The 26,764-nt window shown below is 61.4% G+C and carries 26 protein-coding genes and 2 tRNA genes; 10 read left to right on the top strand and 18 right to left on the bottom strand.

What is annotated here, in order from left to right; genetic code table 11:
- Positions 1 to 22 precede the first annotated feature (22 nt).
- The 5 genes from ACR0MM_RS03120 to ACR0MM_RS03140 all read right to left on the bottom strand — a co-directional run bounded on the left by ACR0MM_RS03120 (position 23) and on the right by ACR0MM_RS03140 (position 4,576).
- Positions 23 to 754, bottom strand: a complete 732-nt coding sequence (locus ACR0MM_RS03120) for an SDR family oxidoreductase (RefSeq protein ID WP_480694355.1) — start codon at positions 752 to 754, stop codon at positions 23 to 25.
- Between the two features lie 2 nt (positions 755 to 756).
- The gene (locus ACR0MM_RS03125) at positions 757 to 2,082 is read right to left on the bottom strand and encodes an FAD-binding oxidoreductase (RefSeq protein ID WP_480694357.1); all 1,326 of its coding nucleotides are present in this window, start codon (positions 2,080 to 2,082) and stop codon (positions 757 to 759) included.
- The gene (locus ACR0MM_RS03130; protein WP_480694359.1) at positions 2,079 to 2,501 is read right to left on the bottom strand and encodes a GtrA family protein; all 423 of its coding nucleotides are present in this window, start codon (positions 2,499 to 2,501) and stop codon (positions 2,079 to 2,081) included. Before ACR0MM_RS03130 ends, ACR0MM_RS03125 begins: the two co-directional genes overlap by 4 nt.
- Positions 2,498 to 3,916: a UbiA family prenyltransferase gene (locus tag ACR0MM_RS03135; RefSeq protein ID WP_480694360.1), complete on the bottom strand. Its 1,419-nt coding sequence runs from the start codon at positions 3,914 to 3,916 to the stop codon at positions 2,498 to 2,500. Before ACR0MM_RS03135 ends, ACR0MM_RS03130 begins: the two co-directional genes overlap by 4 nt.
- Positions 3,917 to 4,490: 574 nt before the next feature.
- Positions 4,491 to 4,576, bottom strand: a tRNA-Leu gene (locus ACR0MM_RS03140).
- Between the two features lie 143 nt (positions 4,577 to 4,719).
- Here ACR0MM_RS03140 and ACR0MM_RS03145 point away from each other — a divergent pair.
- Both ACR0MM_RS03145 and ACR0MM_RS03150 read left to right on the top strand, forming a co-directional pair.
- Positions 4,720 to 5,298: a YqaA family protein gene (locus ACR0MM_RS03145; RefSeq protein ID WP_093962156.1), complete on the top strand. Its 579-nt coding sequence runs from the start codon at positions 4,720 to 4,722 to the stop codon at positions 5,296 to 5,298.
- A complete protein-coding gene (locus ACR0MM_RS03150; protein WP_480694362.1) occupies positions 5,295 to 5,759 on the top strand; it encodes a disulfide bond formation protein B in 465 nt (154 codons plus the stop codon). The genes ACR0MM_RS03145 and ACR0MM_RS03150 overlap by 4 nt, the downstream gene beginning before the upstream one ends.
- A 2-nt stretch (positions 5,760 to 5,761) precedes the next feature.
- Here the strand turns inward: ACR0MM_RS03150 and ACR0MM_RS03155 are convergent, their stop codons facing one another.
- Positions 5,762 to 6,349: an HNH endonuclease gene (locus ACR0MM_RS03155; RefSeq protein ID WP_093962158.1), complete on the bottom strand. Its 588-nt coding sequence runs from the start codon at positions 6,347 to 6,349 to the stop codon at positions 5,762 to 5,764.
- Between the two features lie 213 nt (positions 6,350 to 6,562).
- Between ACR0MM_RS03155 and ACR0MM_RS03160 the strand changes: the two genes are divergently transcribed.
- Together ACR0MM_RS03160 and ACR0MM_RS03165 are read left to right on the top strand one after the other, a co-directional pair.
- On the top strand, positions 6,563 to 7,168 hold the full coding sequence (locus tag ACR0MM_RS03160; RefSeq protein WP_480694364.1) for a pseudouridine synthase: 606 nt from the start codon (positions 6,563 to 6,565) through the stop codon (positions 7,166 to 7,168).
- A 31-nt stretch (positions 7,169 to 7,199) separates the two neighbouring features.
- Positions 7,200 to 7,625 carry a VOC family protein gene (locus ACR0MM_RS03165; RefSeq protein WP_480694366.1) on the top strand — a complete coding sequence of 142 codons (426 nt, stop codon included), beginning with the start codon at positions 7,200 to 7,202 and terminating at the stop codon, positions 7,623 to 7,625.
- A gap of 10 nt (positions 7,626 to 7,635) precedes the next feature.
- Here ACR0MM_RS03165 and ACR0MM_RS03170 read toward each other — a convergent pair whose 3' ends face one another.
- A complete protein-coding gene (locus ACR0MM_RS03170; RefSeq protein WP_005982981.1) occupies positions 7,636 to 8,301 on the bottom strand; it encodes an alpha/beta hydrolase in 666 nt (221 codons plus the stop codon).
- The gene (locus ACR0MM_RS03175; RefSeq protein ID WP_480694368.1) at positions 8,298 to 8,930 is read right to left on the bottom strand and encodes a DNA-3-methyladenine glycosylase family protein; all 633 of its coding nucleotides are present in this window, start codon (positions 8,928 to 8,930) and stop codon (positions 8,298 to 8,300) included. The genes ACR0MM_RS03170 and ACR0MM_RS03175 overlap by 4 nt, the downstream gene beginning before the upstream one ends.
- Positions 8,931 to 9,027: 97 nt before the next feature.
- On the opposite strand from ACR0MM_RS03175, the gene ACR0MM_RS03180 reads away from it, so the two are divergent.
- Positions 9,028 to 10,254 carry an MFS transporter gene (locus ACR0MM_RS03180; RefSeq protein WP_480695316.1) on the top strand — a complete coding sequence of 409 codons (1,227 nt, stop codon included), beginning with the start codon at positions 9,028 to 9,030 and terminating at the stop codon, positions 10,252 to 10,254.
- Here the strand turns inward: ACR0MM_RS03180 and ACR0MM_RS03185 are convergent, their stop codons facing one another.
- Genes ACR0MM_RS03185 through cysS form a run of 3 tightly spaced genes read right to left on the bottom strand, consistent with a single transcriptional unit; the run spans position 10,255 to position 14,065 of the window.
- A complete protein-coding gene (locus ACR0MM_RS03185; RefSeq protein ID WP_480695318.1) occupies positions 10,255 to 11,031 on the bottom strand; it encodes a squalene/phytoene synthase family protein in 777 nt (258 codons plus the stop codon).
- A gap of 2 nt (positions 11,032 to 11,033) precedes the next feature.
- Positions 11,034 to 12,668, bottom strand: a complete 1,635-nt coding sequence (gene cimA / locus ACR0MM_RS03190; protein ID WP_480694370.1) for a citramalate synthase — start codon at positions 12,666 to 12,668, stop codon at positions 11,034 to 11,036.
- Positions 12,665 to 14,065, bottom strand: coding sequence for a cysteine--tRNA ligase (cysS, locus tag ACR0MM_RS03195; protein WP_170367165.1), 1,401 nt, complete (start codon positions 14,063 to 14,065; stop codon positions 12,665 to 12,667). The genes cimA and cysS overlap by 4 nt, the downstream gene beginning before the upstream one ends.
- A gap of 265 nt (positions 14,066 to 14,330) precedes the next feature.
- Here cysS and ACR0MM_RS03200 point away from each other — a divergent pair, with 265 nt between their 5' ends.
- A complete protein-coding gene (locus ACR0MM_RS03200) occupies positions 14,331 to 15,518 on the top strand; it encodes a pyridoxal phosphate-dependent aminotransferase (protein ID WP_480694372.1) in 1,188 nt (395 codons plus the stop codon).
- A 16-nt stretch (positions 15,519 to 15,534) separates the two neighbouring features.
- On the opposite strand, the gene ACR0MM_RS03205 is transcribed toward ACR0MM_RS03200, so the two are convergent.
- Complete coding sequence (locus ACR0MM_RS03205; RefSeq protein WP_480694374.1) at positions 15,535 to 16,053, bottom strand: outer membrane protein; 519 nt, start codon at positions 16,051 to 16,053, stop codon at positions 15,535 to 15,537.
- A gap of 415 nt (positions 16,054 to 16,468) precedes the next feature.
- Between ACR0MM_RS03205 and ACR0MM_RS03210 the strand changes: the two genes are divergently transcribed.
- Positions 16,469 to 18,013 carry a trimethylamine methyltransferase family protein gene (locus ACR0MM_RS03210; protein WP_170338458.1) on the top strand — a complete coding sequence of 515 codons (1,545 nt, stop codon included), beginning with the start codon at positions 16,469 to 16,471 and terminating at the stop codon, positions 18,011 to 18,013.
- A 51-nt stretch (positions 18,014 to 18,064) separates the two neighbouring features.
- Here ACR0MM_RS03210 and ACR0MM_RS03215 read toward each other — a convergent pair whose 3' ends face one another.
- Together ACR0MM_RS03215 and ACR0MM_RS03220 are read right to left on the bottom strand one after the other, a co-directional pair.
- On the bottom strand, positions 18,065 to 18,310 hold the full coding sequence (locus ACR0MM_RS03215; RefSeq protein ID WP_480694376.1) for an EF-hand domain-containing protein: 246 nt from the start codon (positions 18,308 to 18,310) through the stop codon (positions 18,065 to 18,067).
- Positions 18,311 to 18,848: 538 nt separating this feature from the next.
- Positions 18,849 to 22,475 carry a vitamin B12-dependent ribonucleotide reductase gene (locus ACR0MM_RS03220; protein WP_480694378.1) on the bottom strand — a complete coding sequence of 1,209 codons (3,627 nt, stop codon included), beginning with the start codon at positions 22,473 to 22,475 and terminating at the stop codon, positions 18,849 to 18,851.
- Positions 22,476 to 22,997: 522 nt separating this feature from the next.
- Here ACR0MM_RS03220 and ACR0MM_RS03225 point away from each other — a divergent pair.
- Positions 22,998 to 23,438, top strand: a complete 441-nt coding sequence (locus tag ACR0MM_RS03225) for a hypothetical protein (protein ID WP_480694380.1) — start codon at positions 22,998 to 23,000, stop codon at positions 23,436 to 23,438.
- Between the two features lie 6 nt (positions 23,439 to 23,444).
- Here the strand turns inward: ACR0MM_RS03225 and ACR0MM_RS03230 are convergent.
- The 4 genes from ACR0MM_RS03230 to pdxH form a co-directional block, all read right to left on the bottom strand.
- Positions 23,445 to 23,521 (bottom strand) — tRNA-Pro (locus ACR0MM_RS03230).
- 43 nt (positions 23,522 to 23,564) lie between these two features.
- Positions 23,565 to 24,026: a DUF192 domain-containing protein gene (locus tag ACR0MM_RS03235; protein ID WP_480695320.1), complete on the bottom strand. Its 462-nt coding sequence runs from the start codon at positions 24,024 to 24,026 to the stop codon at positions 23,565 to 23,567.
- A 12-nt stretch (positions 24,027 to 24,038) separates the two neighbouring features.
- Positions 24,039 to 24,566 carry a cold-shock protein gene (locus ACR0MM_RS03240; RefSeq protein WP_093962172.1) on the bottom strand — a complete coding sequence of 176 codons (528 nt, stop codon included), beginning with the start codon at positions 24,564 to 24,566 and terminating at the stop codon, positions 24,039 to 24,041.
- Positions 24,567 to 24,687: 121 nt separating this feature from the next.
- Positions 24,688 to 25,293: a pyridoxamine 5'-phosphate oxidase gene (gene pdxH, locus ACR0MM_RS03245; RefSeq protein WP_480694382.1), complete on the bottom strand. Its 606-nt coding sequence runs from the start codon at positions 25,291 to 25,293 to the stop codon at positions 24,688 to 24,690.
- 135 nt (positions 25,294 to 25,428) lie between these two features.
- Between pdxH and fabI the strand changes: the two genes are divergently transcribed.
- A complete protein-coding gene (fabI, locus tag ACR0MM_RS03250) occupies positions 25,429 to 26,235 on the top strand; it encodes an enoyl-ACP reductase FabI (protein ID WP_093962972.1) in 807 nt (268 codons plus the stop codon).
- A gap of 4 nt (positions 26,236 to 26,239) precedes the next feature.
- Positions 26,240 to 26,749 (top strand): xanthine phosphoribosyltransferase, encoded by a 510-nt coding sequence (gene gpt, locus ACR0MM_RS03255; RefSeq protein ID WP_093962173.1) that lies wholly within the window; start codon positions 26,240 to 26,242, stop codon positions 26,747 to 26,749.
- The last annotated feature ends 15 nt before the right edge of the window (positions 26,750 to 26,764 follow it).

Genomic DNA, 26,764 nt, shown 5'->3' on the forward strand with positions numbered 1-26,764 from the left:
CGGTTCACCCGGCAACGCGAGGTCAGATGCTGAGCTTCTTGAACACCGGCTCGGGGATGTTTCGGATGATCGCCATGATCAATTGCCAAATCGGCTTGACGTAGATTACGTTCCGACCGCGCTCGACCGCCCGGGCCGTTGCGGCTGCAACCTCGGACGGCTGCGCGGTCAGACGCTCGGGCAGGTCCATTCCTTCGGTCATCTGCGTGTCGACGAACCCCGGAAGAACCGTCACGACATGCACGCCTTTCTTGGCGAGCCGGTTGCGCAATCCGGACAGAAATGCGGTCAGGCCGGCCTTGGCTGATCCGTATACATAGTTGGTCGCCCGGCCCCGATCACCTGCCACGGAACTGACACCCACGATCGTGCCCGATCCGCGCTCTTCGAACCGGTTGGCAATGGCTCCGAGGATCTGAGCCGGCCCTTCGAAGTTGCTGCGCATCACCAGAGAAGCCGCGGCGGCGTCCCTTTCGTTCTCGGCCTGCTCGCCCATGTACCCAACAACGCATACGACGATGCCCGGCAATTCAGGCAACGCATCGATGAACCCATCGAAGCTGTTGGCTTCCAGAACGTCGAACTCGTGCAACGATGCCCCTACACCATAGCGCAGTTCGATATCGGCCTTGTCGGTCTCGAGCGTCTCAGCATTCCGGGCGGCCAGCTGGACCAGGTGTCCCCGCTCGGCAAACTCATGAGCGATGGCCTTGCCGATATCCGACCGGGCACCAAGAACGAGAACGGGTTCCATTGTCATATTTCAAGCCTTTCTGACTGGGCCGAGCGGAACCGGTCCCGCCAACCATTGACGTTGCGCGCCTCGCGGAATCGGGTCACGCGATCGTCTGATCTGTTCAAAGTATTGGCCGACATCCTGCTGTCTTTGGCCAGGTAGAACCGTCCACCATGTTCCAGAGTGATCCGATCCAGCTTGTCCATGAGAATGAGCGTTTTGTCGGAAATCGGGAAGTCTAGCGCCAGCGTGTATCCCTCCATGGGGAAGGAAAACGGACTGTCCTGCGGGCCGAACCGTTTCAGCACGGACAAAAACGAACCCATGCCCTTGCCAGCGATGGCTTGCAAAAGCTCGGTCAGGCCGGCGCGTGAACGATGAATAGGCAACGCACATTGAAACTGGGCAAAGCCGCTGCGACCGTAGATACGGTTCCATCCCAATATGGCGTCCAGCGGATAAAAGAACGTATCCCAGTTCACCAGCTTGGTATCGCCGTTTCGAACCCCCATCCAGTAGTAACCGGCGTTGAATGCCCGAACCGTATGGCGATTCAAGGCAAACGACGGCAGATCCATCGGAACGGATTTTTTGCGCTTGGTCGGGCAGATCAGGGGTTGCCGGGCATACCGCCCCGGCAGGTCCGAGACCGCAGCGTGTTCTCCCAGCATCACCAGAGACCGCCCCAGGTTTCGGCCTGTGGACAAGCAGTCGATCCACGCGACCGAGTATGTTGCATCCTGTGCGGCCTCGAATGCATTCATCGCATCCTGAAGGCTGGGTGCGGCTATGGTCTTTTGCTTGATCCAACCTGTCTCGACCGGCTGCAACCGAACCGCTGCCCGCACGATGATCCCGGTAAGGCCCATGCCGCCCAAGGTGTGATCGAACAATGCGCTGTTCGACGCGCGGCTGCATCGGGTGATCTCCCCGTCATCGCCCATGACCTCAACCCATTCGACGCAATGGCGGAAACTACCGACACGGTGGTGGTTCTTGCCATGAACATCTGCGGCGATGGCACCGCCGATCGTGACGAATTTGGTGCCCGGTGTAACGATCGGAAACCAACCCCGGGGCAGAAACGCTGCAATCACGTCGCCCAACAGAACCCCCGCCTCGGCAACCAACACTCCGGTCTGGTTGTCGAAGGACACCATCCTGTTCAGATGCCGGGTATGTACGGTTGTCGTGCGCCCAATTGCGCTGTCCCCATAGGCGCGCCCATTGCCGCGCGCGATCACATCGGGTCCCTCCCGCACGACCGAACGAAGGCTTTCGACGCTGCGCGGCGCGATCACTCTGGTCTCAAGAACGGGGTACCTGCCCCAGCCGGAAAGCCTCATGCCCGCGCCTCCGCCGAGACGGTGTTGAATACGAAGCGCTTATCCAGATGGTACTTGATCACGTAACCCACTGTCAGCCCGATAACCGCGCCAACCTCGCGCATGAGATCGGTTTTCCAAACCACCCAAAAGGCCGTCTCGGTGCCCCAAAAAATTGCGGTTGTGACCACACCCATCGCCGTATACAACGAGAATTTCTGGCCGTGGGCCTTCAGTCCCGTCTGCCGGTCATAGAAAATCCAGTGCTTGTCGAGGGTATATTTGACCACAAGGCCGACCAGAGTACCCGCAAACACTGCAGCCGCGAAGTACCAGCCACCCTCGCCAAGCGACAGGACTGCGCGCTGCGCAGCCAGGTTCAAGGCCATCGCCACGATGGCAAAGGCGGAATAGCGCAGAATCAATCCCTGAACCGTCACAGCATTGACCCCGCGACAACGAACAGCAGAATTATGGCAAAGCAAAGCAGGCTGACCGGGTCCTTGGCCGCGTAGATCACGGGATCATCGTGCATGTTGCCACGATGCGTAATCATGACGGTCCGGGTGATCCAGAACAGCAGCACAGCACACACGCCCCACAGGGCCTGCGGGTAGGAGTAGAGCTGCACCACCGCCGGCGAGCTGACATAGAGTGCCATCACCAGAACGGCGACATAACCCGCGCTGACGGCGATCATGGAGATAATCGGAAGGTCATCTACGTGATAGCCGCGCCCGGTTGCCGACAATTTACCGCGTGCCGCATAGTCCACCAACTCGGCCTGCCTTTTGACCGCAGCAAGCGACAGGAACAGAAACATCGAAAATGCCAGGAGCCAGACTGAAAGCTCCAACCCTGTTGCCGCTCCACCCGCCACGATCCGGGTCGTGTAAAGGCCGGCCAAGACACAGATGTCGATGACCAACTGGCGCTTTAGATACAATGAATACCCGGTCGTCAGTACATAATACGCCACCATCACCAGGAAAAACTCCAGCCGGACCATGGCTGCAATGACCGAGCCTGAAATCAGCAGACCGGCAGCCATCCACGTTCCGGACGAAATCGGAATGCTGCCCGAAGCAAACGGCCGCGCGCGTTTGCGCGGATGCGCCCGATCTGCTGCAAGGTCCAGCAAGTCATTCAGGACATAGACACTGGATGCGATCAGGCTGAACGATATGAAAGCCAGCAGAGACAACCAAAAGACCTGCCCCGTCAGTTGATGGGCCGCCAGCATCGGCAAAAAGACCAGAAGGTTCTTCATCCATTGATGCGGACGCAGCGCCTTGAGGTAGGACTTGGCGGTCACTTCGTGTGTGTGCAGATGCTCGACCTTGGGTGCGACCGCTTCCGCTTGTTTCGCCAGTCCCGGCCCCGCGTTCACGGAAACCGCCAGTTTGGCCCTTCGCCAAACCGCCAGATCGGCGTGAGAATCGCCCATATAGGCGTATCCGCCCGGACCAAAGCGTTCGTCCAGAAACTCGGCCTTGTTTTCACCTTTCAGGTTCAGCGACCCGTCGGAACCATAAACCTCGTCAAAAATACCCAGATGGGCTCCGATGCTTTGGGCGATGCCCTCATCCGAGGCCGTCACAAGGGCGGTCTTGCCGCCATCAGCGCGCCATTTCTCGACGTATTCCACCACCTTGGGATCATAAGGCAACGAGGTGACGTCAATTTCGGCCTCTTCGGCCAGGTAACGTTTCAAAGAAGCGCGCCCACCCAACAGAGCCGCGGCGGAGTGAAACGGGCTGCGCCAGTTCCGTCCGAAAGCCGACCAAAAGCTTTCGTACAGCATGTCACTCTTCAAAAGAGTGCCATCCAGATCTACCACAAGGATTTTGCACATAAATCAACCAACTATAATCATTACCCGGGACGGGGAACTATGAGGTCCGTTATTGCAAAGCTCAAAAGCCATGGCAACTGCACAGCCGTGCCCGCCAACCCTTCTCGTCATAGCCTGCTTCGATATTACGTCAGTGCCTGTCACGGCTCTTTGTTTCACCAATTTCTATGGCCAAATGATGGCGTCACGGCCTGTCCCGGTGACGCTGTACCATAATCGCGTTCTTTCAATCGTTTGACAGCTCCGCACCCAAAGCGGCCGTATTCATATTGCGCGAGCTTCAAGGATCACGTCACTCTGGAATGCGCCCACTTCAGCGCCCAGTCACGCGCGGATACGCTGCCAGAGACACCGTGCAACGGAGACACAGACGACCCTTGTTGTAGCTATAGTTGACGATCTGGAAACTCTACCGCCGCACCTGATATTGCATCGAAGACGGCCCAGATCCCGCTAGTCCGCGTGCAGTTTCGTCGCACCAATTCGAGGCCGGATGCTCGAGGTTTAGCCAGCCGAGCACGCGAGCTTTGACAGAGCAAATGCCCTGAACACTATATCAAAACGGTTGCGGTGGTGGTGCCCAAGGAGAGACTCGAACTCTCACGCCCGTGAAGGCGGGGGATTTTGAATCCCCTGCGTCTACCATTCCGCCACTTGGGCCACGCGCATTGAATTACCGCCCATCTGGCCGAAGGTCCAGAGGCAAAAAACGGTCAATCGACGAACAGCCCGGGACAGATCGGTTGACGCCCCGTCGGACGCGTGGTTTGCCTCGTCATGACAAAGCTTGGGAACACGCGCTGATGCTGCAATCGCTTTATGATCGGACGATCCGACTGGCCGACCACCCACACGCACTGTGGGTGTTGGCATTTGTGGCATTCATCGAAAGCTCGGTCTTTCCGATTCCACCCGACGTGCTGATGATCCCGATGATTCTGGCGCGCCCATCGCGGGCATGGCTGATTGCCACCGTTGCGCTTGTATTCTCGGTCCTGGGCGGCCTTTTGGGATACGCAATCGGCGCGTTCTTCTACGACAGCATCGGACAACCCATCCTCGAAGCGATGGGCAAGGGTCACGCGATGCAGGAATTCAACCAGCGGTTCAACGATTTCGGGTTCTGGGCCGTTCTGACCGCCGGTGTCACGCCTTTCCCGTACAAGGTCATCACAATCATGTCCGGTTGGACGGGAATGCCACTGGGGACGTTCATCGCCACTTCGATTCTCGCCCGCGCTTTGCGGTTCTACATCGTCGCCGGGTTGCTTTGGGGCTTTGGCGAGCCTATCCGGGACTTCATCGAAAAGCGGCTTGGGCTGATGTTCACTTTGTTCATCATTCTTCTGATCGGCGGATTTCTGGTGGTGAAATACATATGACGCGGAAACGGACACTCATTTTGCTGGCTGCGGGTGGGTCTGCAGCTTTGCTACTTGCGGCTTGGGGGTTCCAGTATGTGGGCGGCATGGCCCCGTGTAAATTGTGCATCTGGCAACGCTACCCGCATGGTGCGGCTGTATTGCTCGGCGCGCTGGCCTTTGCACTTCCGGGCGTGCGCCTGCTGCCTCTCCTCGGCGCAGCCGCTGCCGCCGCCACGTCCGGTATCGGCGTCTATCACGCCGGGGTCGAGCGTGGTCTTTGGGAAGGTCCGTCCAGTTGCACATCGGGCAGTATCAGCGGCCTGTCTGCCGAGGAGCTGATGGAACAGATCATGGCGGCCCCGTTGGTGCGGTGCGATGATATCCCGTGGGAGATGTTCGGGTTGTCCATGGCCGGATGGAATGCTCTGCTATCCGCTGGGCTGGTTCTGGTCTGGCTGGCCGCCTGGCGCGCGCGTTGAACCTACTGGGCGTCCAGTTCTGCGTCCCAATACAGAAAGTCGATCCAGCTTTCATGCAGGTGGTTCGGCGGAAACTTCCGTCCGATATTCTGCAGCATGCTGGCGTCAGGCTGCCGAGGTGGCTTGCGCAGGCTCATCCCGGCCTGACGCAGCGATTTCGACCCCTTGCGCAGATTGCACGGACTGCAGGCGGCCACCACGTTCTGCCAACTGGTGACACCCCCTGCCGCACGCGGCACGACGTGGTCGAAAGTCAGTTCGCCCCGGCTGCCGCAGTACTGGCAGCGGAACTCATCCCTCAGAAATAAATTAAAGCGCGTGAAGGCCACGCGCTTTCTGGGTTTCACATAGTCTTTCAGGACAACCACCGACGGTATTCGGATCACCGTACTCGGGCTGCGGACCACTTCGTCATACTCGGCGACGATATCAACCCGGTCCAGCCAGGCGGCCTTTATCGCCTCCTGCCAGGGCCACAGCGACAGCGGATAGTAGGAAAGCGGGCGATAATCGGCGTTCAAAACCAATGCCGGATGGTGCTTGAGGGCACCTGGCTCCCTGACAAATTCGGTCCTGAAATCTCCGTCCATGGCTGAATCGCTCCTCGCTCTCGGCTGCCTGTATGGGACACCAGAGCGGGGAGCACCCGCCCCGGTCTTAACTTAACTATATATCGTGTCAAAACTCTGACAAGTCCTGTTTTTCCACAACATCTCGGTAACGAACTACCCCGAATCCGTAACAATCACGTGACAGTTATCCACAGCTTGCGCAGGTCCGGAACTGAGAGTAAGGCGGAGCTCATGTCATGGTTCATCCGCTTCAACAAACCCTTTGACGTGCTGCCGCAGTTCACCGACCGGCAAAATGCCGAGTCGCCCCGCAGCACCCTGTCGGATTTCATCGACCTGCCGGGGGTCTATCCGGCCGGGCGGCTGGACCGTGACAGTGAGGGGCTGATGTTGTTGACCGACAATGGGCGGCTGCAATCCCAGATCTCGGATCCCAAGCACAAAATGCCCAAAACCTATTGGGTCCAGGTCGAGGGCATCCCGGATGCGGCAGCCATTCGGGCCCTGCGTGACGGGGTCGTGTTGAATGACGGCATGACCCGCCCAGCCAAGGCGCGGCTGATCGACGAACCCGAGGGTCTGTGGCCACGCACGCCCCCAATCCGCGAACGCAAGACGGTGTCGGATTGCTGGCTGGAACTGACCCTGCGCGAGGGGCGCAACCGGCAGGTACGCCGCATGACGGCCGCCGTGGGCCACCCCACCCTGCGCCTGATCCGCGCCCAGATCGGAGACTGGACACTGGACGATCTCGCACCCGGCAGTTGGGACAGCTTGCCGATGCCCGTTCTGGAAACCGCCCCCCAACGCAAGCGGGACCGGCGTCCGCGGCGGTGACTTTTTCGGCGCTGTCCGCTATCATGTCGCCATGAAAGTAGCTGCCGGAATCCCGTCGCCTTCGGGCATTCTCGAGGCCGCGCTGTATGTCGATGATCTGGACGCCGCCGAACGGTTCTATGGCGAGGTTCTGGGCCTGAAACGCATTCAGCGCGTACTGGGCCGGCACGTGTTCTTCCGGGTCGGCGCCTCGGTATTGCTGTTGTTCAACCCCGACCAGACGGAACAGCCCCCGACCAACCCTGACCTGCCGGTGCCGCCGCATGGCGCACGCGGTCCGGGGCATGTGTGCCTGATCCTGACGCGCGACCAGATCACGGCGATGCGCAAGCACTTGCTGGACTGGAACGTCCCGGTCGAGGCCGAGTTTGACTGGCCCAACGGGGCACGCTCGCTCTATGTGCGCGACCCGGCCGGAAATTCGGTGGAGTTTGCCGAGGGTCACCTGTGGGGGTGACCCTGCCGCGTCACAGGCTCAGCTTGTCCCGCATGAAGGCCAACGCGACGCCCAGCCCATCGGGCGCGATACCGTGGCCGGTGCCCTTCATGATGTGGGCATAGACCTCTTTGAAGCCTGCGCGCTGCAAGGCCTCGGCGGCCTCGGGCAGCGATTGCGGGGGCACCACGTCATCGGCATCGCCATGGACCAGCAGCACGGGCATCCGGCTGACCACCTCGTCGGCCAGCAGGTCAGGCTCCAGCAGGCGGCCGGAAAACGCGATGACGCCGGCCACCGGGTCCTCGCGACGCGGGGCCACGTGCAGGCTCATCATGCTGCCCTGGGAAAAGCCGAACAGCACCACCTGCTCGGGCAGTACGTCCTCGTCCACCATCAGGGCATCGAGAAAGGCGTTGAAATCCTCGACCGCCATTTCCATGCCGCGCCGGGCCTCCTCCTCGGACGAGCCGTCGATCCACGGGATCGGAAACCACTGATACCCGTTGGGCATGCCGGGGATCTGCTCGGGCGCGTCAGGGGCCACGAACAGCGTGTCAGGCAGGTGTTCGCCCAGAACATCCGCAAGCCCCAGCAGATCGGCCCCGTTGGCGCCATAGCCATGCACGAACACCACGACCGAGCGCGTGTCGCCCGAAACCGGCTCTTTGCGGAGCGCGTTCAAAACCCTTGTCATCTGATCCCTTCCCTATCCTTGGCCACGCGGTAATAGGCCCACAGAACCCGGGCTGCAACCGACCGCCACGGCGACCACGCCTCGGCCATCTGCCGCAGCGCCTTGTCGTTCGGCCGATCCGGCAAGCCGTACAGCATCCGTGCGGCCTCCTGCAGGGCCAGATCGCCCGGCGCGATCACATCCGCCCGCCCCAGCGAGAACATGGCATAGATCTCGGCCGTCCAGACCCCGATGCCCGGCACCTGCGTCAGGGTCGCAATGACCACGTCATCGGGTGCGTCGCGCAGGGCCTTGTAGTCGATCCGCGCCTCGGCCAACGCCCGGGCATAACGGATCTTCTGACGGCTCAACCCCACTGCGCGCAGCTCATCATCGGTGGCCCATTTGATCTTGCGCGGCCCGGTCAGGCCCGCCTGCTGCATCCGCCCCCAGATCGCGTTGGCCGAGGCCACGCTGACCTGCTGGCTGACGATGGCGCTGAGCAGTTGCGCGAAGCCGTCTGGGCGGCGGCGCAGGGGCAACGGGCGGGTCAGTTCGATCGCGTGCGCCATGAGCGGACAGGCGTCAGACAGCCACTCGGCCCCTTCCGCAACGCATTCTGGTGTCTCGATAATTCGACCAACGGTCATGGCTGCTCCGGGTGGCGGTTCGGGGCGCAGGTTAGGCTGCTTTGTCGCATATGCAACCCGCTTGTATGTCCGCCAGTTCGCCGATACCCATTTGCGCATGACGATGACCAGCACCGCCCCCGACGATACCCGCGCTAAGCGCAACGTTGCCGTTCTGGTGGCGGCGCAGGCGATTCTGGGCGCACAGATGCCGATGATCTTCATCGTCGGTGGATTGGCGGGGCAGTCGCTGGCCAGCAACGCTTGCCTCGCCACGCTGCCGATTTCGCTGATCGTTCTGGGATCGATGCTGGCGGCCACGCCGGTCTCGGCCATCATGCAGCGCTGGGGCCGCCGCGTCGGGTTCCTCGTCGGCGCAACCGCCGGCGCGGTGGGCGGCGCCGTAGGAGCCTATGGCCTGTACCTGGGGTCGTTTCCCGTGTTCCTGCTGGGCAGCCTGCTAACCGGCATCTACATGAGCGCGCACGGCTTCTATCGCTTTGCCGCCGCCGATACCGCGTCGGACGCGTTCCGGCCCAAGGCGATCTCGTACGTCATGGCCGGCGGTTTGGCTGCGGCCATCATCGGGCCGCAAATCGTCAAGCTGACCTCGCAGGCCTATGTCATTCCGTTCCTTGGCACCTATTTCGCGGTGATCGCGGTGAACGTCATCGGTTCGGTCCTGTTCCTGTTTCTGGATATTCCGACCCCCGACCGTCCGTCACAGGATGCACCCAAAGGCCGGTCGCGGCTCGAGCTGCTGAAAACCCCGCGCATCGCCGTGGCCATCATCTGTGCCATGGTCTCATACGCGCTGATGAACCTTGTGATGACTTCGACGCCGCTGGCCGTTGTCGGCTGTGGCTTCTCCGAAGGTGATGCGGCGGATGTGGTCACCAGCCACGTTCTGGCGATGTATGTTCCCAGTTTCCTCACCGGCCATCTGATCGCCAGGTTCGGGGCCGAGAAGATGGTCGCCATCGGCCTCGCGATTTTGGGCGGCGCGGGTGTCGTCGCGCTGCAGGGCGTTGAGATCGGGAACTTCTTTCTGGCCCTCGTGCTGCTTGGCATCGGCTGGAACTTCGGCTTCATCGGGGCCACCAGCATGCTGGCCGCACAGCACGAGGTGCATGAACGCGGCCGTGTGCAGGGCCTGAACGACCTGCTGGTGTTCGGAGGCGTGACGATTGCGTCGCTGGCCTCGGGCGGATTGATGAACTGTTCTGGCGGGTCCCCGGTCGAGGGATGGACCGCCGTCAACCTGGCGATGGTGCCGTTGCTGACTTTGGCAGGCGGCGCGCTGCTGTGGCTGGTGCTCAGACCCCGCGAGGCCAAACTCTCCTGATCACCACCGACCGGTGGTCGCGGTCCAGATCAGTGACACGCGCCGTCGGATTTCGCCCACGTCCAGCGCTCCAGCAGCGACCCGACCGGGCTCAGCCAGCACGCGGCGCAGGACGCGGTCTGCCTGCCAGCCGGCATAAAGCGCAGGGCGCGCCTGATCCGAAACATCGGCGCGACGCGCCCGGGCCGCGGCCATACGGTCCAGCGCGCGCTCGGCCAACTGGCGCACGCCGTCCGGCGTCCCGTCCAAAAGGGGAATGCGCCCGCGGGCTTCAAGCTCGGGGATGGCACGGAACCAGTTCGCCACACCGACCGCGTAGCCAAAATCGCGCAGGACCGTTTCGTCGGCGGCACCCAGGGCTTGCGCCGAAGCGACCATCAGCGACCCTGCGCTGTGCGTCAGGTAGGCCTCGAAGTGTTCCTCATCCTCGAACGGATCCCGGTAGATATCCCAACGCCTTACGGCCACGAATTCATCCAGCATCGCCGCCAGATGCGGGGACAGGACACGCGACAGGGGCGTGACCACCTCGTGCCGCCGCACCGTGGGCCCTTCGGCGATCTCCTGCAGCGCGTCGCGCCACCATTGCAGGCGCATTTCCGCGATCATCGGCTCTTGGGTGACCCAAGGCGCGCGGGCGACCTCGATATTCATCGCATAGATCGGAAACAGCACGGCCCGCGCCTGCACCGGCGCCGCCATCGCGGCCATGAACCGGTCCGGGTCGGCCCGGTGGACCAGCGCCGCGCAGGCCTTGACGTCGTCGTCGAAGGTCACGCTCACTCGGCCACCACCGATTGCGGGCTGCAATCGCGCACCAGCTTCCACTGGATCGCTTCCAGCAGCGCCTCGAACGAGGCATCGACGATGTTCGCGCTGACCCCAACCGTGGACCAGCGCCGCCCCTGCCCGTCTTCGCTGTCGATGATGACGCGGGTCACGGCTTCGGTCCCGCCTTGGGTGATGCGCACCTTGAAATCCACCAGGTGCATATCGTCCAGAATGGGCGAGTACTGCCCCAAATCCTTGGCCAACGCCTTGGCCAGCGCGTTCACCGGGCCGCGGTCGCTACCGTTTTCGTCCATCGACTCGCTGACCGACAGCTTCTTCTCGCCATCCACCTTCACCACGACGACCGCCTCGGACAAGCTGACCATCTGGTTGTACTTGTTCTTGCGCCGCTCGACGGTGACCTTGTAGCGCTTGACCTCGAAGAATTGCGGCAGCTGGCCCAGTTCATCGCGGGCCAGCAGCTCGAAACTGGCCTGCGCGGTGTCATAGGAATAGCCCTCGGCTTCGCGTGCCTTGATCCGCTCCAGGATGCGCCCCAGCGCCGGGTCGCCCGACTCGACCTGCAACCCGGCCTCGGTCAGGCGTTTTCGCAAATTCGACTGGCCCGCCTGGTTCGACATCGGAATGATCCGCGCATTGCCCACGGTGGCCGGATCGACATGTTCATAGGTCGAAGGGTCCTTGAGGATCGCGCTGGCATGCAGCCCCGCCTTGTGCGCAAAGGCCGAGGCCCCGACATAGGCCGCCTGTTTGCTGGGCACCCGGTTCAGGATGTCGTCCAGCAAGCGGCTGATGCGGGTCATACCGGTCAGCGCGTCGCGGCTGACCCCGATCTCGAAGGTCGAGGCATAGGACTCCTTCAACAGCAGCGTCGGGATCAACGCGGTCAGGTTGGCGTTGCCGCAGCGCTCACCCAGCCCGTTCAACGTGCCTTGGATCTGGCGCGCGCCGGCATCCACGGCCGCCAGGGAACAGGCCACGGCATTTTCGGTGTCGTTGTGGGTGTGGATGCCCAGCCGGTCTCCGGGAAAACCCGCCGCGATCAGCTCGGACACGATCCGCCCAACTTCGGCCGGCAGCGCGCCGCCATTGGTGTCGCACAACACCACCCAGCGGGCACCGGCCTCCAGCGCCGCCTGGCAGACCCGCATGGCATAGGCGGGGTTGTCCTTGTAGCCGTCAAAGAAATGCTCGGCGTCGAGCAACGCCTCGCGCCCCTGCGCCACGATATGCGCGACCGAGGCGCGGACGTTCTCGACATTTTCCTCCAGCGAGATCCCCAGCGCGTCGGTCACGTGATAGTCATGCGACTTTCCGACCAGACAGACCGCCCGCGTGCCGGCGTTCATGACGGCGGCCAGCACGTCGTCATTCTCGGCCGAGCGCCCTGCCCGCTTGGTCATGCCAAAGGCGGTCAGGCGGGCGCGCGTCTTGGGCGCGGCGTCAAAAAACGCGCTGTCGGTGGGGTTCGCGCCGGGCCAGCCGCCTTCGATATAGTCCACCCCCAAAGCATCCAGCGCCTGCGCGATCTGGACCTTTTCGGCGGTCGAGAACTGAACGCCCTGCGTCTGCTGCCCGTCGCGCAGCGTGGTGTCATAGAGGTACAGGCGCTCTTTGGTCATTCCACGCCCTCCAGCCTGCTGGCATCAAAGCCCGCGCCGGGCACCAGTTCGACCCCGTCCTTGCTCATCCGGACTTCCAGACCAGCCGCCAGATAGGCGGCCTTCAACCGATCCACTTCCGAGAAATCCTTGGTCTGCATCGCCTCGGCCCGAACACGGGCCAGCCGGTCGGCATGGGCCGACAGATCCACGTCGTCGGTTTCGGCCCAGGCCCCCATGTCAGGCTCCAACAGGCCCAGGACCCGCGCACTGGCCAGCAAGGTCGCGGCGTCGCCGTCCGAGGCCAGCCGATGCAGCTCGGCCAGGGCGCCCGCCGTGTTGAGGTCATCGGCAAGCGCCTCGATCACCTCGGGCGCCGCGCTGGGTGCGGGCTCGATGCCCGCAGTCAGCGCCCGCCACTTGCGCAACGTGGCCTCGGCCTCGCGCGCCTTCTTCTCGGTCCAGTCCATCGGCTTGCGATAGTGGGTCTGCAGGAAGACGAACCGGATCACCTCGCCCGGCACGCCCTGATCCAGCAGGTCATGCACGGTGAAGAAATTGCCCAGTGATTTGGACATCTTCTTGCCTTCGACCTGCAGCATCTCGTTATGCAGCCAATAGCGCGCAAATTCGCCGTGCGGATGGGCGCATTTGCTCTGGGCAATCTCGTTTTCGTGGTGCGGGAACATCAGGTCATTGCCGCCGCCATGGATGTCGAAACTCTCGCCCAGCAACTCATAGCTCATGGCCGAGCATTCGATGTGCCAGCCCGGACGCCCCCGGCCCCAGGGCGACTCCCAACCGGGCAGTTCATCGTCCGAAGGCTTCCACAGCACGAAATCCATCGGGTTCTTCTTATAGGGCGCCACCTCGACCCGCGCTCCTGCGATCATGTCGTCGACCGAACGGCCTGACAGCTTGCCATACTCGTCGCGCCAGCTGTCCACCGCGAACAGAACATGCCCCTCGGCCTCATAGGCGTGCCCCTTGGCGATCAGGTCCTCGATCATGGCGATCATCTGGTCGATATACCGCGTGGCCCGCGGCATCTGGTCGGGCTCCAGCGCCCCCAGCGCGCCCATGTCATGCAGGTACCAGCCGATCGTCTCGTCCGACCGCTCCTGCACCAACTGCTCGAGCGTTCCTTCGGCCCCGGCCCGCTTGCGCGCCAGGGCCGTCGCGTTGATCTTGTCATCGACGTCTGTGAAGTTGCGCACATAGGTCACATGCGCGGGCCCGTAGACGTGACGCAGCAGACGGTACAGCACGTCAAACACCACCACGGGCCGTGCATTGCCCAGATGCGCCCGGTCATACACGGTGGGACCACAGACATACATCCGCACGTTGTCGGGATCGATCGGAACGAAATCTTCCTTCGTCCGGGTCCGCGTGTTGTGCAGTTTGATCGTCGTCATACGTCTGACTCCTGGATACAGCAATAGCGTGCGCGTTGACGCGGGCTTAGCAACTTGTCTCAGGGAAGAAAACGAAAGAAACCGGCCCGCGTGAAAGTTCAGCAGGGAATGCAGCAGATAATGATGCAGGTCTTCCGGTTCATGGCCCATCGCATAACACGCCCGGTCCCGCGCGCCAAGACTTCTATTGCCGGCGGGGGAAGCTGATTGACAAATCATCGCGGCTCTGACCCATTCGGCGGACTTGCTGCAACGGAGGCGCGCCATGAAACTTTCGCACCGCATCACGCATCTGACCGGAGGCGGTTCGGACGGGTGGGACGTGTTCTATCGTGCGCGCCGCATGATTGCCGAAGGCCAGGCCGTGACCGAGCTGACCATCGGCGAGCATGACATCCGAACCCACCCCTCGATCCTGGCCGAGATGGATCGGTCGGCGCGCGCGGGCCATACCGGATACGCCATGGTGCCGGGCACCGATCTGCTGCGCGATACCGTGGCCGCGCGGGTGCAGACCCGGACGGGAGTTCCCACCACGCGCCACAACGTGCTGATCACCCCGGGCGGACAAGCCGCACTGTTCGCCGCGCATATGGCCGTGTGCGACCCGGGGGATGTGGGCCTCTATCTCGATCCGTTCTACGCCACCTATCCCGGCACGATCCGCGGGGCGGACGCTGTCGCGCGCGCGGTTCAGACCCGGGCCGAGGACGCCTTTCAACCCGACGCAGCCCAGATCGCGGAACAGGCCGAGGGTGCTGCTTCGCTGCTGATCAACACGCCGAACAACCCGACCGGGGTCGTCTATTCCCGCGAGACCCTGACCGAGATCGCCGATCTGTGCCGCGAACGCGACATCTGGCTGATTTCGGACGAGGTCTATGACACGCAGGTCTGGGACGGCGCACACCTGTCGCCCCGCGCCCTGCCCGGTATGGCCGACCGCACCCTGGTCGTGGGCTCGATGTCGAAATCCCACGCCATGACCGGGTCGCGCTGTGGCTGGATCGTTGGCCCCGAAGAGGCCATCGAACATCTGATCAACCTTGCCACGCACACCACCTACGGGGTTCCGGGATTCATTCAGGACGCTGCTAGCTTTGCGCTGACCGCCGGGGACGAACTGGAGGAAGAGGTTGCGGCCCCCTTCCGCCGCCGCCGCGCCTTGGCGATGCAGGTTCTGGCCAGACAGAACACCGTTGGCCTGATCCCGGCTCAAGGCGCGATGTATCTGATGCTGGACATCCGCGCGACCGGGCAAAGCGGCGAAGACTTCGCAAATGCGCTGCTGGACACCCACGCCATCGCGGTCATGCCCGGAGAAAGCTTCGGCCAAGCCGCCGCTGGACATGTGCGCGTGGCCATGACCATTGATGATGAACGGTTCGCCGCTGCCCTTCAGACCCTATGCGATTTCGCCGCCCGGTTGGCGAGCCAGACGGCGGCCGAGTGACCGAGACGGGTTTCGCTCAAAACCGGAAGGTCGTGCGCAGATTGAAGGTGTTGGTGTCCAGATCGCCGCGCGACCGCGTGACATCGTTGAAATTCTGCCGCAAGGCTTCGCCACTGATGATCAGCCGGTCGCTCAGAGGATAGGCTACGCCGATCCCGTACACGGCGGCCGTGTCGCTGTCGCCCGAAGTATTCGCACGCGCGGCACCCACCACGACGTAGCCCAAAGCGCGCCCGAACTCGTACCCGCCGCGCAGCTTCACGCGGGACACGCTGTCCAAACTGCCCTCCGAAGCGCCCAGGTCGAGGTTCAGCCGGTCATATTCCAACTCACCCCCGACGACGAAGCTGCCCAGATCCAGATCGTATCCGATATTCGCACCGATGCTGCCTGAGTTGCCTCCACTACTGCCGGGGCCGTCCGCGTCGGTATAGCCGAAGGTGAACCCGGCATAAGGTCCGGTCCAATCCTCGGCCAACACCACCTGCGCCGCTGGAATCAGCAGGACCGACAGCAAGGCGCGGATCAGTTTCATGCAGACCTCCGGTTTTCGTTCGGCAACCTTTGCGATTGCAACAGCTGCGGTGATGTGCACCTCAATTAAACATGTGCTTTGGTGCCGTCAGATCAATTTAAGTCACGCAAATCTTAACAATAAGTAATGGAAGCATAACATATTTCGCCCTTTGCGTGAGGATTTCCTGCGGCGTTCATCGACCTACCAAATTTTGGGGGCCAAAAGCGACATCGGTCGCAAACAGGACAGATTGCTTGCGCGGACCCTGACACCATTCGTCGCAGGAGTTGAGGACCACATGCCAAACGATATCTGGAAGATCTGCCTGATCAGCCGCACCATCGGTGCCGATCGGGGGCGTGCGGCACGAGGACGGCCGTGACGGGTTGAAGCTTCCCCCTGTTGACCTGACTTTCAATTTGGAACCCTCACCATGAACGACCAATCCCGCTCAACGTCCCGCAGTGGCGGCCGCGCCGCCCGTCGGGCCGCCCGTGCCGCGGCCCTGCCCGAACATCTGCGCCCCGTCCGCCCGGGGCTTGAGGGCGGCACCTACAAACCGCTCAGCCAACAGGACATGGAGCGTATACACTCCGCCGCGCTCGATGCGCTCGAAACCATCGGTCTGGCCGACGCGCCACCCAGCGGGATCGATTACCTGGTCAATGCCGGCTGTACGCTGGGCGATGACGGACGCATCCGTTTTCCCCGGGCGCTGGTCGAGGACACGATCGCCCGCGCCAACCGGTCGGTGACGCTATACAGCCGCGACGGCAAAACCGATCTCGAACTGTCCGGCGGACGCGTTCATTATGGAACCGCCGGTGCAGCCGTCAGCATGGTCGACGCCCAAGGCCGCAACTACCGCGACTCAACCGTGCAGGACTTGCACGATGCCGCGCGGATTTGCGAACAACTGGACAATATCCATTTCGTGCAGCGCCCCATGGTCTGCCGTGACATCACCGACAACCGCGAGATGGACCTGAACACGATTTATGCTTGTTGTTCTGGGACTTACAAGCATGTCGGAACATCCTTCACAGACCCCAGCTATGTAGCTCCGGCCATGGAAATGCTGCATATGATCGCTGGCGGCGAGGATAAATGGCGTGAACGGCCCTTCGTCTCGAACTCGAACTGCTTTGTCGTGCCTCCGATGAAATTCGCGACCGAGAGCTGCCAGGTGATGGAAGAATGCATCAAGGCGGGGATGCCGGTCCTGTTGCTATCCGCTGGGATGGCGGGTGCCACGGCCCCGTCAACGGTGGCCGGTGCGATTGTCCAGGCTACGGCGGAATGCCTGGCAGGTCTGGTTTATGTAAACGCCGTAAGCCCAGGCGCTCCGGCGGTTTTTGGCACTTGGCCCTTTGGTCTTGATCTCAGGACCGGTGCGATGAGCGTCGGGTCTGGCGAGCAGGCCCTGCTGACGGCAGGCTGCGCCCAGATGCACAAATTCTACGACCTGCCCGGCGGCGCTGCAGCCGGTGCTTCGGACTCCAAACTACCCGACATGCAAGCCGGATGGGAGCAGATGTGTTCCAACGTCATGGCCGGGCTGTCCGGCCTGAACATGGTCTACGAAGCAGCCGGCATGCACGCTTCGCTGCTGGGTTTCTGCTTTGAAAGCCTGATCCTTGGTGACGATCTGATCGGTCAGGCCCTGCGATGCGTTCGTGGGATCGAGGTCACGGACGACACGCTGGCGCTGGACCAGATCGCGTCGGTCTGTCTCGGTGGCCCGGGTCACTACCTGGGAACCGACGCAACACTCAGCCGGATGCAGGCCGACTATGTCTATCCAGCGCTTGGCGACCGGACCTCGCCCAAGGAATGGGCCGAGCTGGGCAAGCCGGACCTGGTCGAAAAGGCCACCGCGCGCAAAGAAGAGATCCTTGGCGCTCCGTCTCCGGCGCGTTTCGATCCGGCGCTGGATGCGGAACTCAGAAGCAGGTTCAACATTCACTTGCCTGCATAACCAATTGAAAAGCAGCCCAGATCGCTCTGGGCTGCCTCGTTTTTCAAGCTGTTAACCGTTGCTGGGCGGCAGCAGACCGGCTTCTTGCGCGGCTGCGATTTCGGCCTCATCCAGAGCGCCGTCACCATTCGCGTCCAAAAGCGAGAACGCATCGGCATCCATGTCGGGCACAACGGCCTGAACCTCTTCGATGGTCAGAACGCCGTCGCCATTTGCGTCAGCCGAACTCTGCGCGAATGCAAGCGCAGGGAACACGAGGGCAACTGCGGCCAGAACGGCCAGTTTCTGAGAGTTCATTGTCAGTCTCCTGATAGGGGGTTTGGTAGTCTGTCCGGACAGGCACACAAAACACCTGCTCAGCCGCACTGTCATCGGCCGCAAAGATTTTCCCGCAATTCGCGCCAATCCCTGCCCGTTTGGGCCATTTGGATTCGCAAGCTTTCGCTGCGCCAAGCCGCCCGCCGGCGCATCGGCACAACTTCCCTCATCCGTACCCCTGTTCCCGGCAATCCGCCGCTCAGCCCGACCGAGTCGAAAAAAGAAAGGGGGCCGAAGCCCCCTGTCAGTTTTGCCGTCCAGGCTCAATTCGTTGACCGCCCGGTGTTTTTTTGCCTGCGGCCTGGACTGCACATGGGGCGAGCGCACCCGCCCCGTGAGAGAGTGGGAAGGACCGATATTCCGCCCCACCCTGTTCCCGGCCAGCACGGGCATGCCGGCCGAGTGGACCAGGGCGACCTAGGGTAAGTCTCAGGTTTTGCCCTGCTCCGAATTCGTCGGGACCGGAAGTCCGGGGGGAAATCCAGGTCCCTACACCCCGCCTAGCGGGGCGTTTGCCTTAGCTACACCCGCTGGTTGCCCCGCAGGTGTTGCATTTCATGCAGGTGCCGTTGCGCACCAGCGTGTAGTTTCCGCATTCGCCACAAGGATCACCCTCGTATCCCTGCATTTTGGCTTTGGTCCGGGCATCCATCCCGGTGGCCGTTTCGGTGACGACGGTGGTTTCACTCTTGGTTTCAAAGGTCACGGCCGCTTCGGACAGTCCGGTCGCTTCGGCGGCACCGTTGAACATCATCAGGTCCTGCGGCAAACGCTTGCGCAAATAACCGGTCGAACTGATCTGTTTCAGCACCTCCAAGGATTTCGAAGCCGCGCTGTCGCTGATCTCCGAGACGTTCGATACGCCCTCTTCCTCGCCACGACCCAGGTCGTCGAATGTTGCGCCCTCGGGCTTCACATGCGCCAGGTCGGTGCGATCGAGGTACGACACGGCCAGTTCGCGGAAGATGTAGTCGAGGATCGACGTCGCGTTCTTGATCGAGTCGTTGCCCTGAACCATCCCGGCCGGTTCGAACTTGGTGAAGGTGAAGGCGTCGACAAACTCTTCCAGCGGCACGCCATATTGCAGACCGACCGAGACGGCGATGGCGAAGTTGTTCATCATTGCACGGAAGCCAGCGCCTTCCTTGTGCATGTCGATGAAGATCTCGCCCAGCTGCCCATCTTCGAATTCGCCGGTGCGCAGATAGACCTTGTGCCCGCCCACGATCGCCTTTTGGGTATACCCCTTGCGACGATGCGGCAGCTTTTCGCGGTGACTGCGGATGATCTCTTTGACCACCACCTTCTCGACGACCTTCTCGGCCAGTGTCACGGCCTTTTCCTGGATCGAGCCGCTTTCGAGAATTTCAGCCGCTTCGTCGTCATCCTCGACCAGCGCCGCTGCCAGCGGCTGGCTGAGCTTGGACCCGTCGCGATACAGCGCGTTGGCCTTGACGCCCAGGCTCCAGGACAGCTCGTAGGCCTTCTGGCAATCTTCGATCGTGGCGTCATTGGGCATGTTGATCGTCTTGCTGATCGCGCCCGAGATGAAGCTTTGCGCCGCAGCCATCATGGTGATGTGGCTGTCAACACCCAGGAACCGCTTGCCCTTCTTGCCGCAGGGGTTGGCGCAGTCGAAGATCGAGTAGTGCTCGGGCTTCAGATGCGGGGCCCCTTCCAGGGTCATGGTGCCGCAGACATGGTCGTTCGCCGCGTCGATATCCGACTTGCTGAAGCCCAGATGGCGCAGCATGTCAAAGGTCGGATCGTTCAGCTTGCTGGCCGGGATGCCCAGAACACCGGTGCAGAAATCCTCGCCCAGCGTCCACTGGTTGAAGACGAACCGGATGTCGAACGCGCTTTCCAGCGCGGCGTCGATCTTGGCCAGTTCGTTCGGGCCGAACCCGTGACCGGTCAGCGAAGTGTGGTTGATCCCCGGCGCGTTGCCGATGGTGCCATGCCCGACCGCGTAGGACACGATCTCCTCGATCTGGGCCGAGGAATAGCCCAGCTTTTCCAACGCCGACGGCACCGAGCGGTTGATGATCTTGAAGTAGCCGCCCCCGGCCAGTTTCTTGAACTTCACCAGCGCAAAGTCGGGCTCGATCCCGGTGGTGTCGCAGTCCATAACCAGACCGATCGTGCCGGTCGGCGCAATCACCGTGGCCTGCGCGTTGCGATAGCCGTTCTTTTCACCCAGGCTCAACGCTTCGTCCCAGGCGCTCATCGCCAGATCGATCAGGCGTTTGTCCGGACAGTTGGCGTGATCCAGCGGCACCGGCTTGACCGACAGCTTCTCATAGCCCTCGGTCACACCCTGCGCAGCGCGACGGTGGTTGCGGATGACCCGCAGCATATGCTCGGCGTTGCGCTTGTAGCCGGCGAACGGCCCCAGCTCTCCGGCGATCTCGGCCGAAGTGGCGTAGGCAACGCCGGTCATGATCGCGGTCAGTGCGCCACAGATCGCACGACCCTCGTCCGAGTCGTAGCCGTAGCCCATGTTCATCAGCAGTCCGCCGATATTGGCATAACCCAGACCCAGCGTACGGAAGTCATAAGACAGCTGCGCGATCTCTTTCGACGGGAACTGCGCCATTGTTACCGAGATCTCGAGCGTCAGCGTCCAGAGACGGGCCGCGTGCATGTAGTCGGCCGCCTGGAACTCGCCATCCTTCAGGAAGGTCAACAGGTTCATCGAAGCAAGGTTGCAGGCCGTGTCATCCAGAAACATGTACTCTGAGCACGGGTTCGAGCCACGAATCTCGCCGTCTTCAGGGCAAGTGTGCCATTCATTGACCGTGTCGTGGAATTGAATGCCCGGATCGGCGCAGGCCCAGGCCGCGTGGCCGACTTTTTCCCACAGATCGCGTGCCTTGACCGTCCGGGCAACCTTGCCGTCGGTACGGTTGATCAGCTCCCAATCGGCATCTTTTTCTACCGCCTTCAGGAAAGCGTTGGTCACACGGATCGAGTTGTTCGAGTTCTGCCCCGAGACCGAGCTGTAGGCCTCAGAGTCCCAGTCGGTGTCATAGGTCGGGAACTCGATGCTGTCGTGGCCCTGCTTGGCATAATCCAGCACGCGCTTGATATAAGTCTCGGGGATCGCGACCTTTTTCGCTTTGCGGATCGCCGCTTTCAGCGCGTCGTTTTTCTTGGGGTCATAGGCGTCGTCCTGTGCGCCGTCCCAAGCGCGGATGGCCTCGAAAATGCCGTTCAGCATCTTCTCGTGCATCTTCGATCCAGCAACGATCGAGGCCACCTTCTGCTCTTCAATCACCTTCCATTCGATGAATTGCTCGATGTCAGGGTGATCTGCATCGACGATCACCATCTTTGCTGCCCGACGGGTTGTCCCGCCTGATTTGATCGCGCCAGCGGCGCGGTCGCCGATCTTGAGAAAGCCCATGAGGCCCGAGGACTTGCCGCCACCCGACAGCGCTTCGCCTTCCGCGCGCAGATGGCTGAAGTTGGTCCCGGTACCCGAGCCGTATTTGAACAGGCGCGCCTCGCGCACCCACAGATCCATGATGCCGCCTTCGTTCACCAAGTCATCGTCGACCGACTGGATGAAGCACGCATGCGGCTGCGGATGTTCATAGGCCGATTTCGACTTGGTCAGTTTGCCGGTCTTGTAGTCCACATAGTGGTGACCTTGGGCCGGGCCGTCGATCCCATAGGCCCAGTGCAGACCGGTGTTGAACCATTGCGGGCTGTTCGGCGCGGCACGCTGTGTCGCCAGCATGTAGCGCATCTCGTCGAAATAGGCGCGCGCGTCCTCCTCGGTCGAGAAGTAACCGCCCTTCCAGCCCCAATAGGCCCAGGCACCCGCGAGGCGGTCAAACACCTGCTTCGAAGACGTTTCGCCACCAAATTCGGCATCGTCGGCCGGAACCGAGCGCCACAGAAACTCGGGCACGTCCTTCTCACGGACTTCTTTCAGTTTGCTGGGAACGCCGGCCTTGCGGAAATACTTCTGAGCGATCACGTCGCTGGCGACCTGGCTCCACCGAGAGGGGACCTCGATGTTATCAAGGCGGAACACGATCGTTCCATCCGGATTGCGGATCTCGGACGTGACGGACACGAAGTCCAACTCTGCGTATGCGTCCTGCCCTGCCTTGGTAAATGTTCTTTCAATCTTCATGTCCGCCGCCCTAGATCAATCAGCCCAAATTCGGTTGTCCGGCACCAATTCCGTTTTCTGGCGGGGTGCCGCCCGCCTTGACCGCCGATCAGGGACGCAGAGGACCGGGCGCTGCCTTTGGCAGCGCAAACCCGTTTGCACGGTTGCACGTCAGTTTGGAGTGCTTTCCGACCCTCGCCCTATGCCAACTCCGGCTATTCCTACCAGATTTAGTGGCAACTCACTCGGCCTATACAATCTGGCGTATCTACCCATAGTTGGTCAACGGCATTTTTTGGCTTCTAACCAAAACTTTTCTGTTGACCGCAAAACCGCAGGATGGGCCAAGGCACAACGCGCCGATTCCTCCACAACGCTGTCCACAAAACCGTGCAGATCGGTCAAATCGGATTTTCTTTTTTCCCGGCCCGGTTACGAGAAAATGGTCACCTGCCCGCCCGTGCCTCATACTGTGAGGAGAATCACCAATCTTCGTGGCAGCGCAACGCGATGCATCACGACACACAAATGACGGAGTGCGCCGTGAGAACCTCGATTATCCGTTTGTTTCCGGTCCTTACCTTGCTGGCCGCTTGTGCGACGCCCGAGCCGGAACAGTCTTCACGCAGCGCTCAGTTCGCCGAATACCCCGATCAATTGTTCAGCACGTTCGAAATCAGCTGCGAAGGTCCGGAGGAACGGTTCACACGCCCCGAACGCAGCAGTTTCGAGTGCCTTTCCTCTCTGCCTCCGGAAACCACCGCGTTCTTGATCCTCAACTATGACGGTTACCCGCAGGACTTGCCCAAAGGGGTGCGCCGCATGTCTTCGACCCGCAATCAGGCCGGTTACCGGGTCGATGCCGAGTTGTTTTTCCTGGTCCCCCAGAAGGACGGAGCGACGATCAAGGTTCCCGTCGAAAGCTCGGTTCTGGATGATGAGTTGACGCGGCTCTACCGGTATTTCGGTGGAACTCCGTTGTAAGGAAAGTGGTCGGGGCGGCGAGATTCGAACTCACGACCCCCTGTACCCAAAACAGGTGCGCTACCAGACTGCGCCACGCCCCGGACCGTGCGCCTTCCTAACGGCGTCATTCGGATTTGAAAAGCCCTAACAGGGCCAGATTGCAGGGCCTTGCGAAAAAAATTCGTGCCGCATGACCGTACCTGGTGCGATCGAGTAACGGGCGGCAAGCCCCGCATTCACCTCAAGAACCGCAAAGACCGAATCGCCGCCCTCGATTGGGGTCAGATCCCCCGGTACGGCATCGGAATGAACACGGGTCACCAAACCTGTGCGATCCAGAAAGATCATGTCCAGCGGGATCAAGGTGTTCTTCATCCAGAATGCGACCGGCTGGGGCGGATCGAACACGAACAGCATCCCTTCGCCCTGAGGCATGCTTTCGCGGAACATCAAACCCTTTGCCCGCTCCTGCGGGGAAACTGCCAATTCGACCAGAAACCGGACCTGTGCCTTGTCATTGCGAAGGTCCACCCGGTCAGACCGGCATTCAGCAAAGGCGCCTTGTGACAGAAAAATACTCAGAAGAAGACCGCCCAGAATCCGCATCACGCGCAGCGCTCAGTCATTGAGCGCGGATTCCCACGCAAGCACTTGTGCGGCCATGCGGCCCCGCTTGCCGTCGATGACCCGCATCGCCAGCGCCTCGCCCGGTTGGAGATCCGCCAACCCGGACCGGCGCAGAACTTCGATATGCAGAAACACGTCCTCGCTGCGACCAAAGACATTGGCAAAGCCGAAACCCTTGCTCTTGTCGAACCACTTGACCCGCGCGGCCTCGAGCGGCGCATGCGCGATCTCATTGGGATCCATTTCGGCGAAATCCGCCAGCATCACCGAGTCGGCCCGCTCGGGCGGATCAATGCTCACGACCTCAACCGCCTGAACCCCACGATCGGTGCGGTGAGTCATGATCTCAATGCCCGCGCCATCCGCGACCGAGCTTTGCCCGAAGTTCCTCAGAACGTTCACGTGCAGCAGGATATCAGGACCGCCATCGTCGGACACGACAAAGCCATACCCCTTTGCAGGGTCAAACCATTTTACGTGTCCACGAACGCGGTACATGCTGTTCAGGTCTTCTGGCACGGTGTTCCCATCACGAGATTCAAAGGGTCGTTAGGGGTCTGATGTGTATGGAAACGTCGGGCAAATTCAAGCTGAAAAAATTCAGACATTTCCGGGTGTTGCATTTCACGATACGCGAACGTCATGGATTCAACCTCTGTACGTTCCACTTTTGCTCGGACGGGTCGCGCCGCCAGCGGAACCTGTCGTGCAGCCGAAAGGCACCATCCGCCCAAAACTCGATTTCAACCGGCGTCAGCCTGTAGCCACCCCAGAATTCGGGCCTCGGCGGGTTGGATCCCAGCTTTGCCGTCACCTTTGCAACTTCAGCCATCAGGGCAGCCCGGCTGCTCAGAGGTTCCGACTGTCGCGATGCCCAGGCACCCAGCCGGCTTTTCAGCGAGCGTGACGCATAATATTCGTCGGCCAAGGGACCGTCTTCTTTGGTGATTGTACCACGAACCCGGATCTGACGCCGTAGTGATTTCCAGTGCATCACAAAGGCGGCTTTGCCGGCCGCATCCAGCTCTTGGGCCTTGGCACTGTGATAGTTGGTATAGAAAACGAAGGAGTCCGCCTCGATACCCTTCAGCAACACCATCCGTGCGTTCGGCATACCATCGGGGTCCACGGTCGCCAGGGCAATCGCGTTCGGATCGTTCGGTTCCGTCTTTTCGGCCTCGGCCAACCAACGGGCCGCGATCACGAACGGATCGTCACCGGCAAAGATGCCGTTTCGCTCACTCATGTCCATCCCCTGGAACGAATTGAACATGACCCTACGGCGAGAACCCGCCCCGGGCAAGAGTGCATGGCCTTGATGCAGCGCAATCAATGGCATAAACCAACGCAACACATCGCGACGACAGGCGGAGAACCGAACATGTCAAATCAGTTGATGGCCGGCAAGCGCGGCCTCATCATGGGACTGGCCAATGACAAATCAATCGCATGGGGAATCGCCCGCGCCTTGTCCGAAGCCGGAGCCGAACTGGCTTTCTCTTATCAGGGGGATGCACTAAAAAAACGGGTCGACCCGTTGGCGGCCCAACTGGGGAGCGAGATCGTCCTGCCCTGTGACGTCAGCAACGAAGAGTCGATCGACGAGCTGTTCGCGGCACTGAAAGAGAAATGGGGCAAGCTGGATTTCGTGGTCCACGCCATTGGTTTCTCCGACAAGAACGAACTTCGCGGCCGCTATGTCGACACGTCGCGCGCGAATTTCAAGCTGACGATGGACGTGTCGGTCTACTCTTTCACCGCAGTGATGCAACGCGCCGAAAAGCTGATGACCGACGGCGGCAGCGCCATCACCCTGACCTATTACGGCGCCGAGCAGGTCATGCCGCACTACAATGTCATGGGTGTGGCCAAGGCCGCGCTCGAGGCGTCGGTGAAATACCTGGCCGAGGACCTGGGCAAGGACAACATCCGCGTCAACGCGATCTCGGCCGGACCGATCAAAACCCTCGCCGCCAGCGGCATCGGCGACTTCCGCTACATCATGAAGTGGAACGAATACAACTCGCCCCTGCGCCGCAACGTGACCATCGATGACGTGGGCAAATCGGCCCTTTATCTTCTGTCCGACCTCAGCAGCGGCGTGACCGGTGAAAACCTGCACGTTGACTCGGGTTATCACATCGTCGGCATGAAAGCCGTCGACGCGCCGGATGTGGAAAAGGGATAAGACCATGAGCGCAAAGGACCGCCTGCCCCACGAAAAAGGCTTTCACATCAGCTGGGACCAGATTCACCGTGACTCGCGCGCGCTCGCTTGGCGGCTGGACGGTCAGGGCCCCGATGACGGTGCTTGGCGCGCCGTCGTCGCGATCACGCGCGGCGGCATGGCACCGGCGATGATCGTCAGCCGAGAGCTGGACATCCGCACCGTAGATACCATCAGCGTCAAATCCTATCACCATCAGGAACGTGGCGAGGCCGAGGTGCTCAAAGCCCCCGATGCCGATCTGATGGGGGATGGTGAGGGCGTGCTGATCATCGACGACCTGGTCGACAGCGGCAAGACGCTGGAACTGGTGCGCAAGATGTACCCCAAGGCCCATTTCGCCACGGTCTATGCCAAGCCCAAGGGCCGCCCAATGGTTGACACCTATATCACCGAGGTCAGCCAGGACACCTGGATCTTCTTCCCTTGGGATATGGCCCTGCAATATGTCGAGCCCTATCGCGGCACCGACTGATCCCACTTATCCACC

Source organism: Ruegeria sp. BC6, from assembly GCF_056539185.1.

Bases quoted from the DNA above. Each gene is read 5' to 3' on its own strand.
- ACR0MM_RS03120 (WP_480694355.1), bottom strand. From the start codon at position 754: ATGGAACCCGTTCTCGTTCTTGGTGCCCGGTCGGATATCGGCAAGGCC.
- ACR0MM_RS03125 (WP_480694357.1), bottom strand. From the start codon at position 2,082: ATGAGGCTTTCCGGCTGGGGCAGGTACCCCGTTCTTGAGACCAGAGTG.
- ACR0MM_RS03135 (WP_480694360.1), bottom strand. From the start codon at position 3,916: ATGTGCAAAATCCTTGTGGTAGATCTGGATGGCACTCTTTTGAAGAGT.
- ACR0MM_RS03145 (WP_093962156.1), top strand. From the start codon at position 4,720: ATGCTGCAATCGCTTTATGATCGGACGATCCGACTGGCCGACCACCCA.
- ACR0MM_RS03150 (WP_480694362.1), top strand. From the start codon at position 5,295: ATGACGCGGAAACGGACACTCATTTTGCTGGCTGCGGGTGGGTCTGCA.
- ACR0MM_RS03155 (WP_093962158.1), bottom strand. From the start codon at position 6,349: ATGGACGGAGATTTCAGGACCGAATTTGTCAGGGAGCCAGGTGCCCTC.
- ACR0MM_RS03160 (WP_480694364.1), top strand. From the start codon at position 6,563: ATGTCATGGTTCATCCGCTTCAACAAACCCTTTGACGTGCTGCCGCAG.
- ACR0MM_RS03165 (WP_480694366.1), top strand. From the start codon at position 7,200: ATGAAAGTAGCTGCCGGAATCCCGTCGCCTTCGGGCATTCTCGAGGCC.
- ACR0MM_RS03170 (WP_005982981.1), bottom strand. From the start codon at position 8,301: ATGACAAGGGTTTTGAACGCGCTCCGCAAAGAGCCGGTTTCGGGCGAC.
- ACR0MM_RS03175 (WP_480694368.1), bottom strand. From the start codon at position 8,930: ATGACCGTTGGTCGAATTATCGAGACACCAGAATGCGTTGCGGAAGGG.
- ACR0MM_RS03180 (WP_480695316.1), top strand. From the start codon at position 9,028: ATGACGATGACCAGCACCGCCCCCGACGATACCCGCGCTAAGCGCAAC.
- cimA (WP_480694370.1), bottom strand. From the start codon at position 12,668: ATGACCAAAGAGCGCCTGTACCTCTATGACACCACGCTGCGCGACGGG.
- cysS (WP_170367165.1), bottom strand. From the start codon at position 14,065: ATGACGACGATCAAACTGCACAACACGCGGACCCGGACGAAGGAAGAT.
- ACR0MM_RS03200 (WP_480694372.1), top strand. From the start codon at position 14,331: ATGAAACTTTCGCACCGCATCACGCATCTGACCGGAGGCGGTTCGGAC.
- ACR0MM_RS03205 (WP_480694374.1), bottom strand. From the start codon at position 16,053: ATGAAACTGATCCGCGCCTTGCTGTCGGTCCTGCTGATTCCAGCGGCG.
- ACR0MM_RS03210 (WP_170338458.1), top strand. From the start codon at position 16,469: ATGAACGACCAATCCCGCTCAACGTCCCGCAGTGGCGGCCGCGCCGCC.
- ACR0MM_RS03215 (WP_480694376.1), bottom strand. From the start codon at position 18,310: ATGAACTCTCAGAAACTGGCCGTTCTGGCCGCAGTTGCCCTCGTGTTC.
- ACR0MM_RS03220 (WP_480694378.1), bottom strand. From the start codon at position 22,475: ATGAAGATTGAAAGAACATTTACCAAGGCAGGGCAGGACGCATACGCA.
- ACR0MM_RS03235 (WP_480695320.1), bottom strand. From the start codon at position 24,026: ATGCGGATTCTGGGCGGTCTTCTTCTGAGTATTTTTCTGTCACAAGGC.
- pdxH (WP_480694382.1), bottom strand. From the start codon at position 25,293: ATGAGTGAGCGAAACGGCATCTTTGCCGGTGACGATCCGTTCGTGATC.
- fabI (WP_093962972.1), top strand. From the start codon at position 25,429: ATGTCAAATCAGTTGATGGCCGGCAAGCGCGGCCTCATCATGGGACTG.
- gpt (WP_093962173.1), top strand. From the start codon at position 26,240: ATGAGCGCAAAGGACCGCCTGCCCCACGAAAAAGGCTTTCACATCAGC.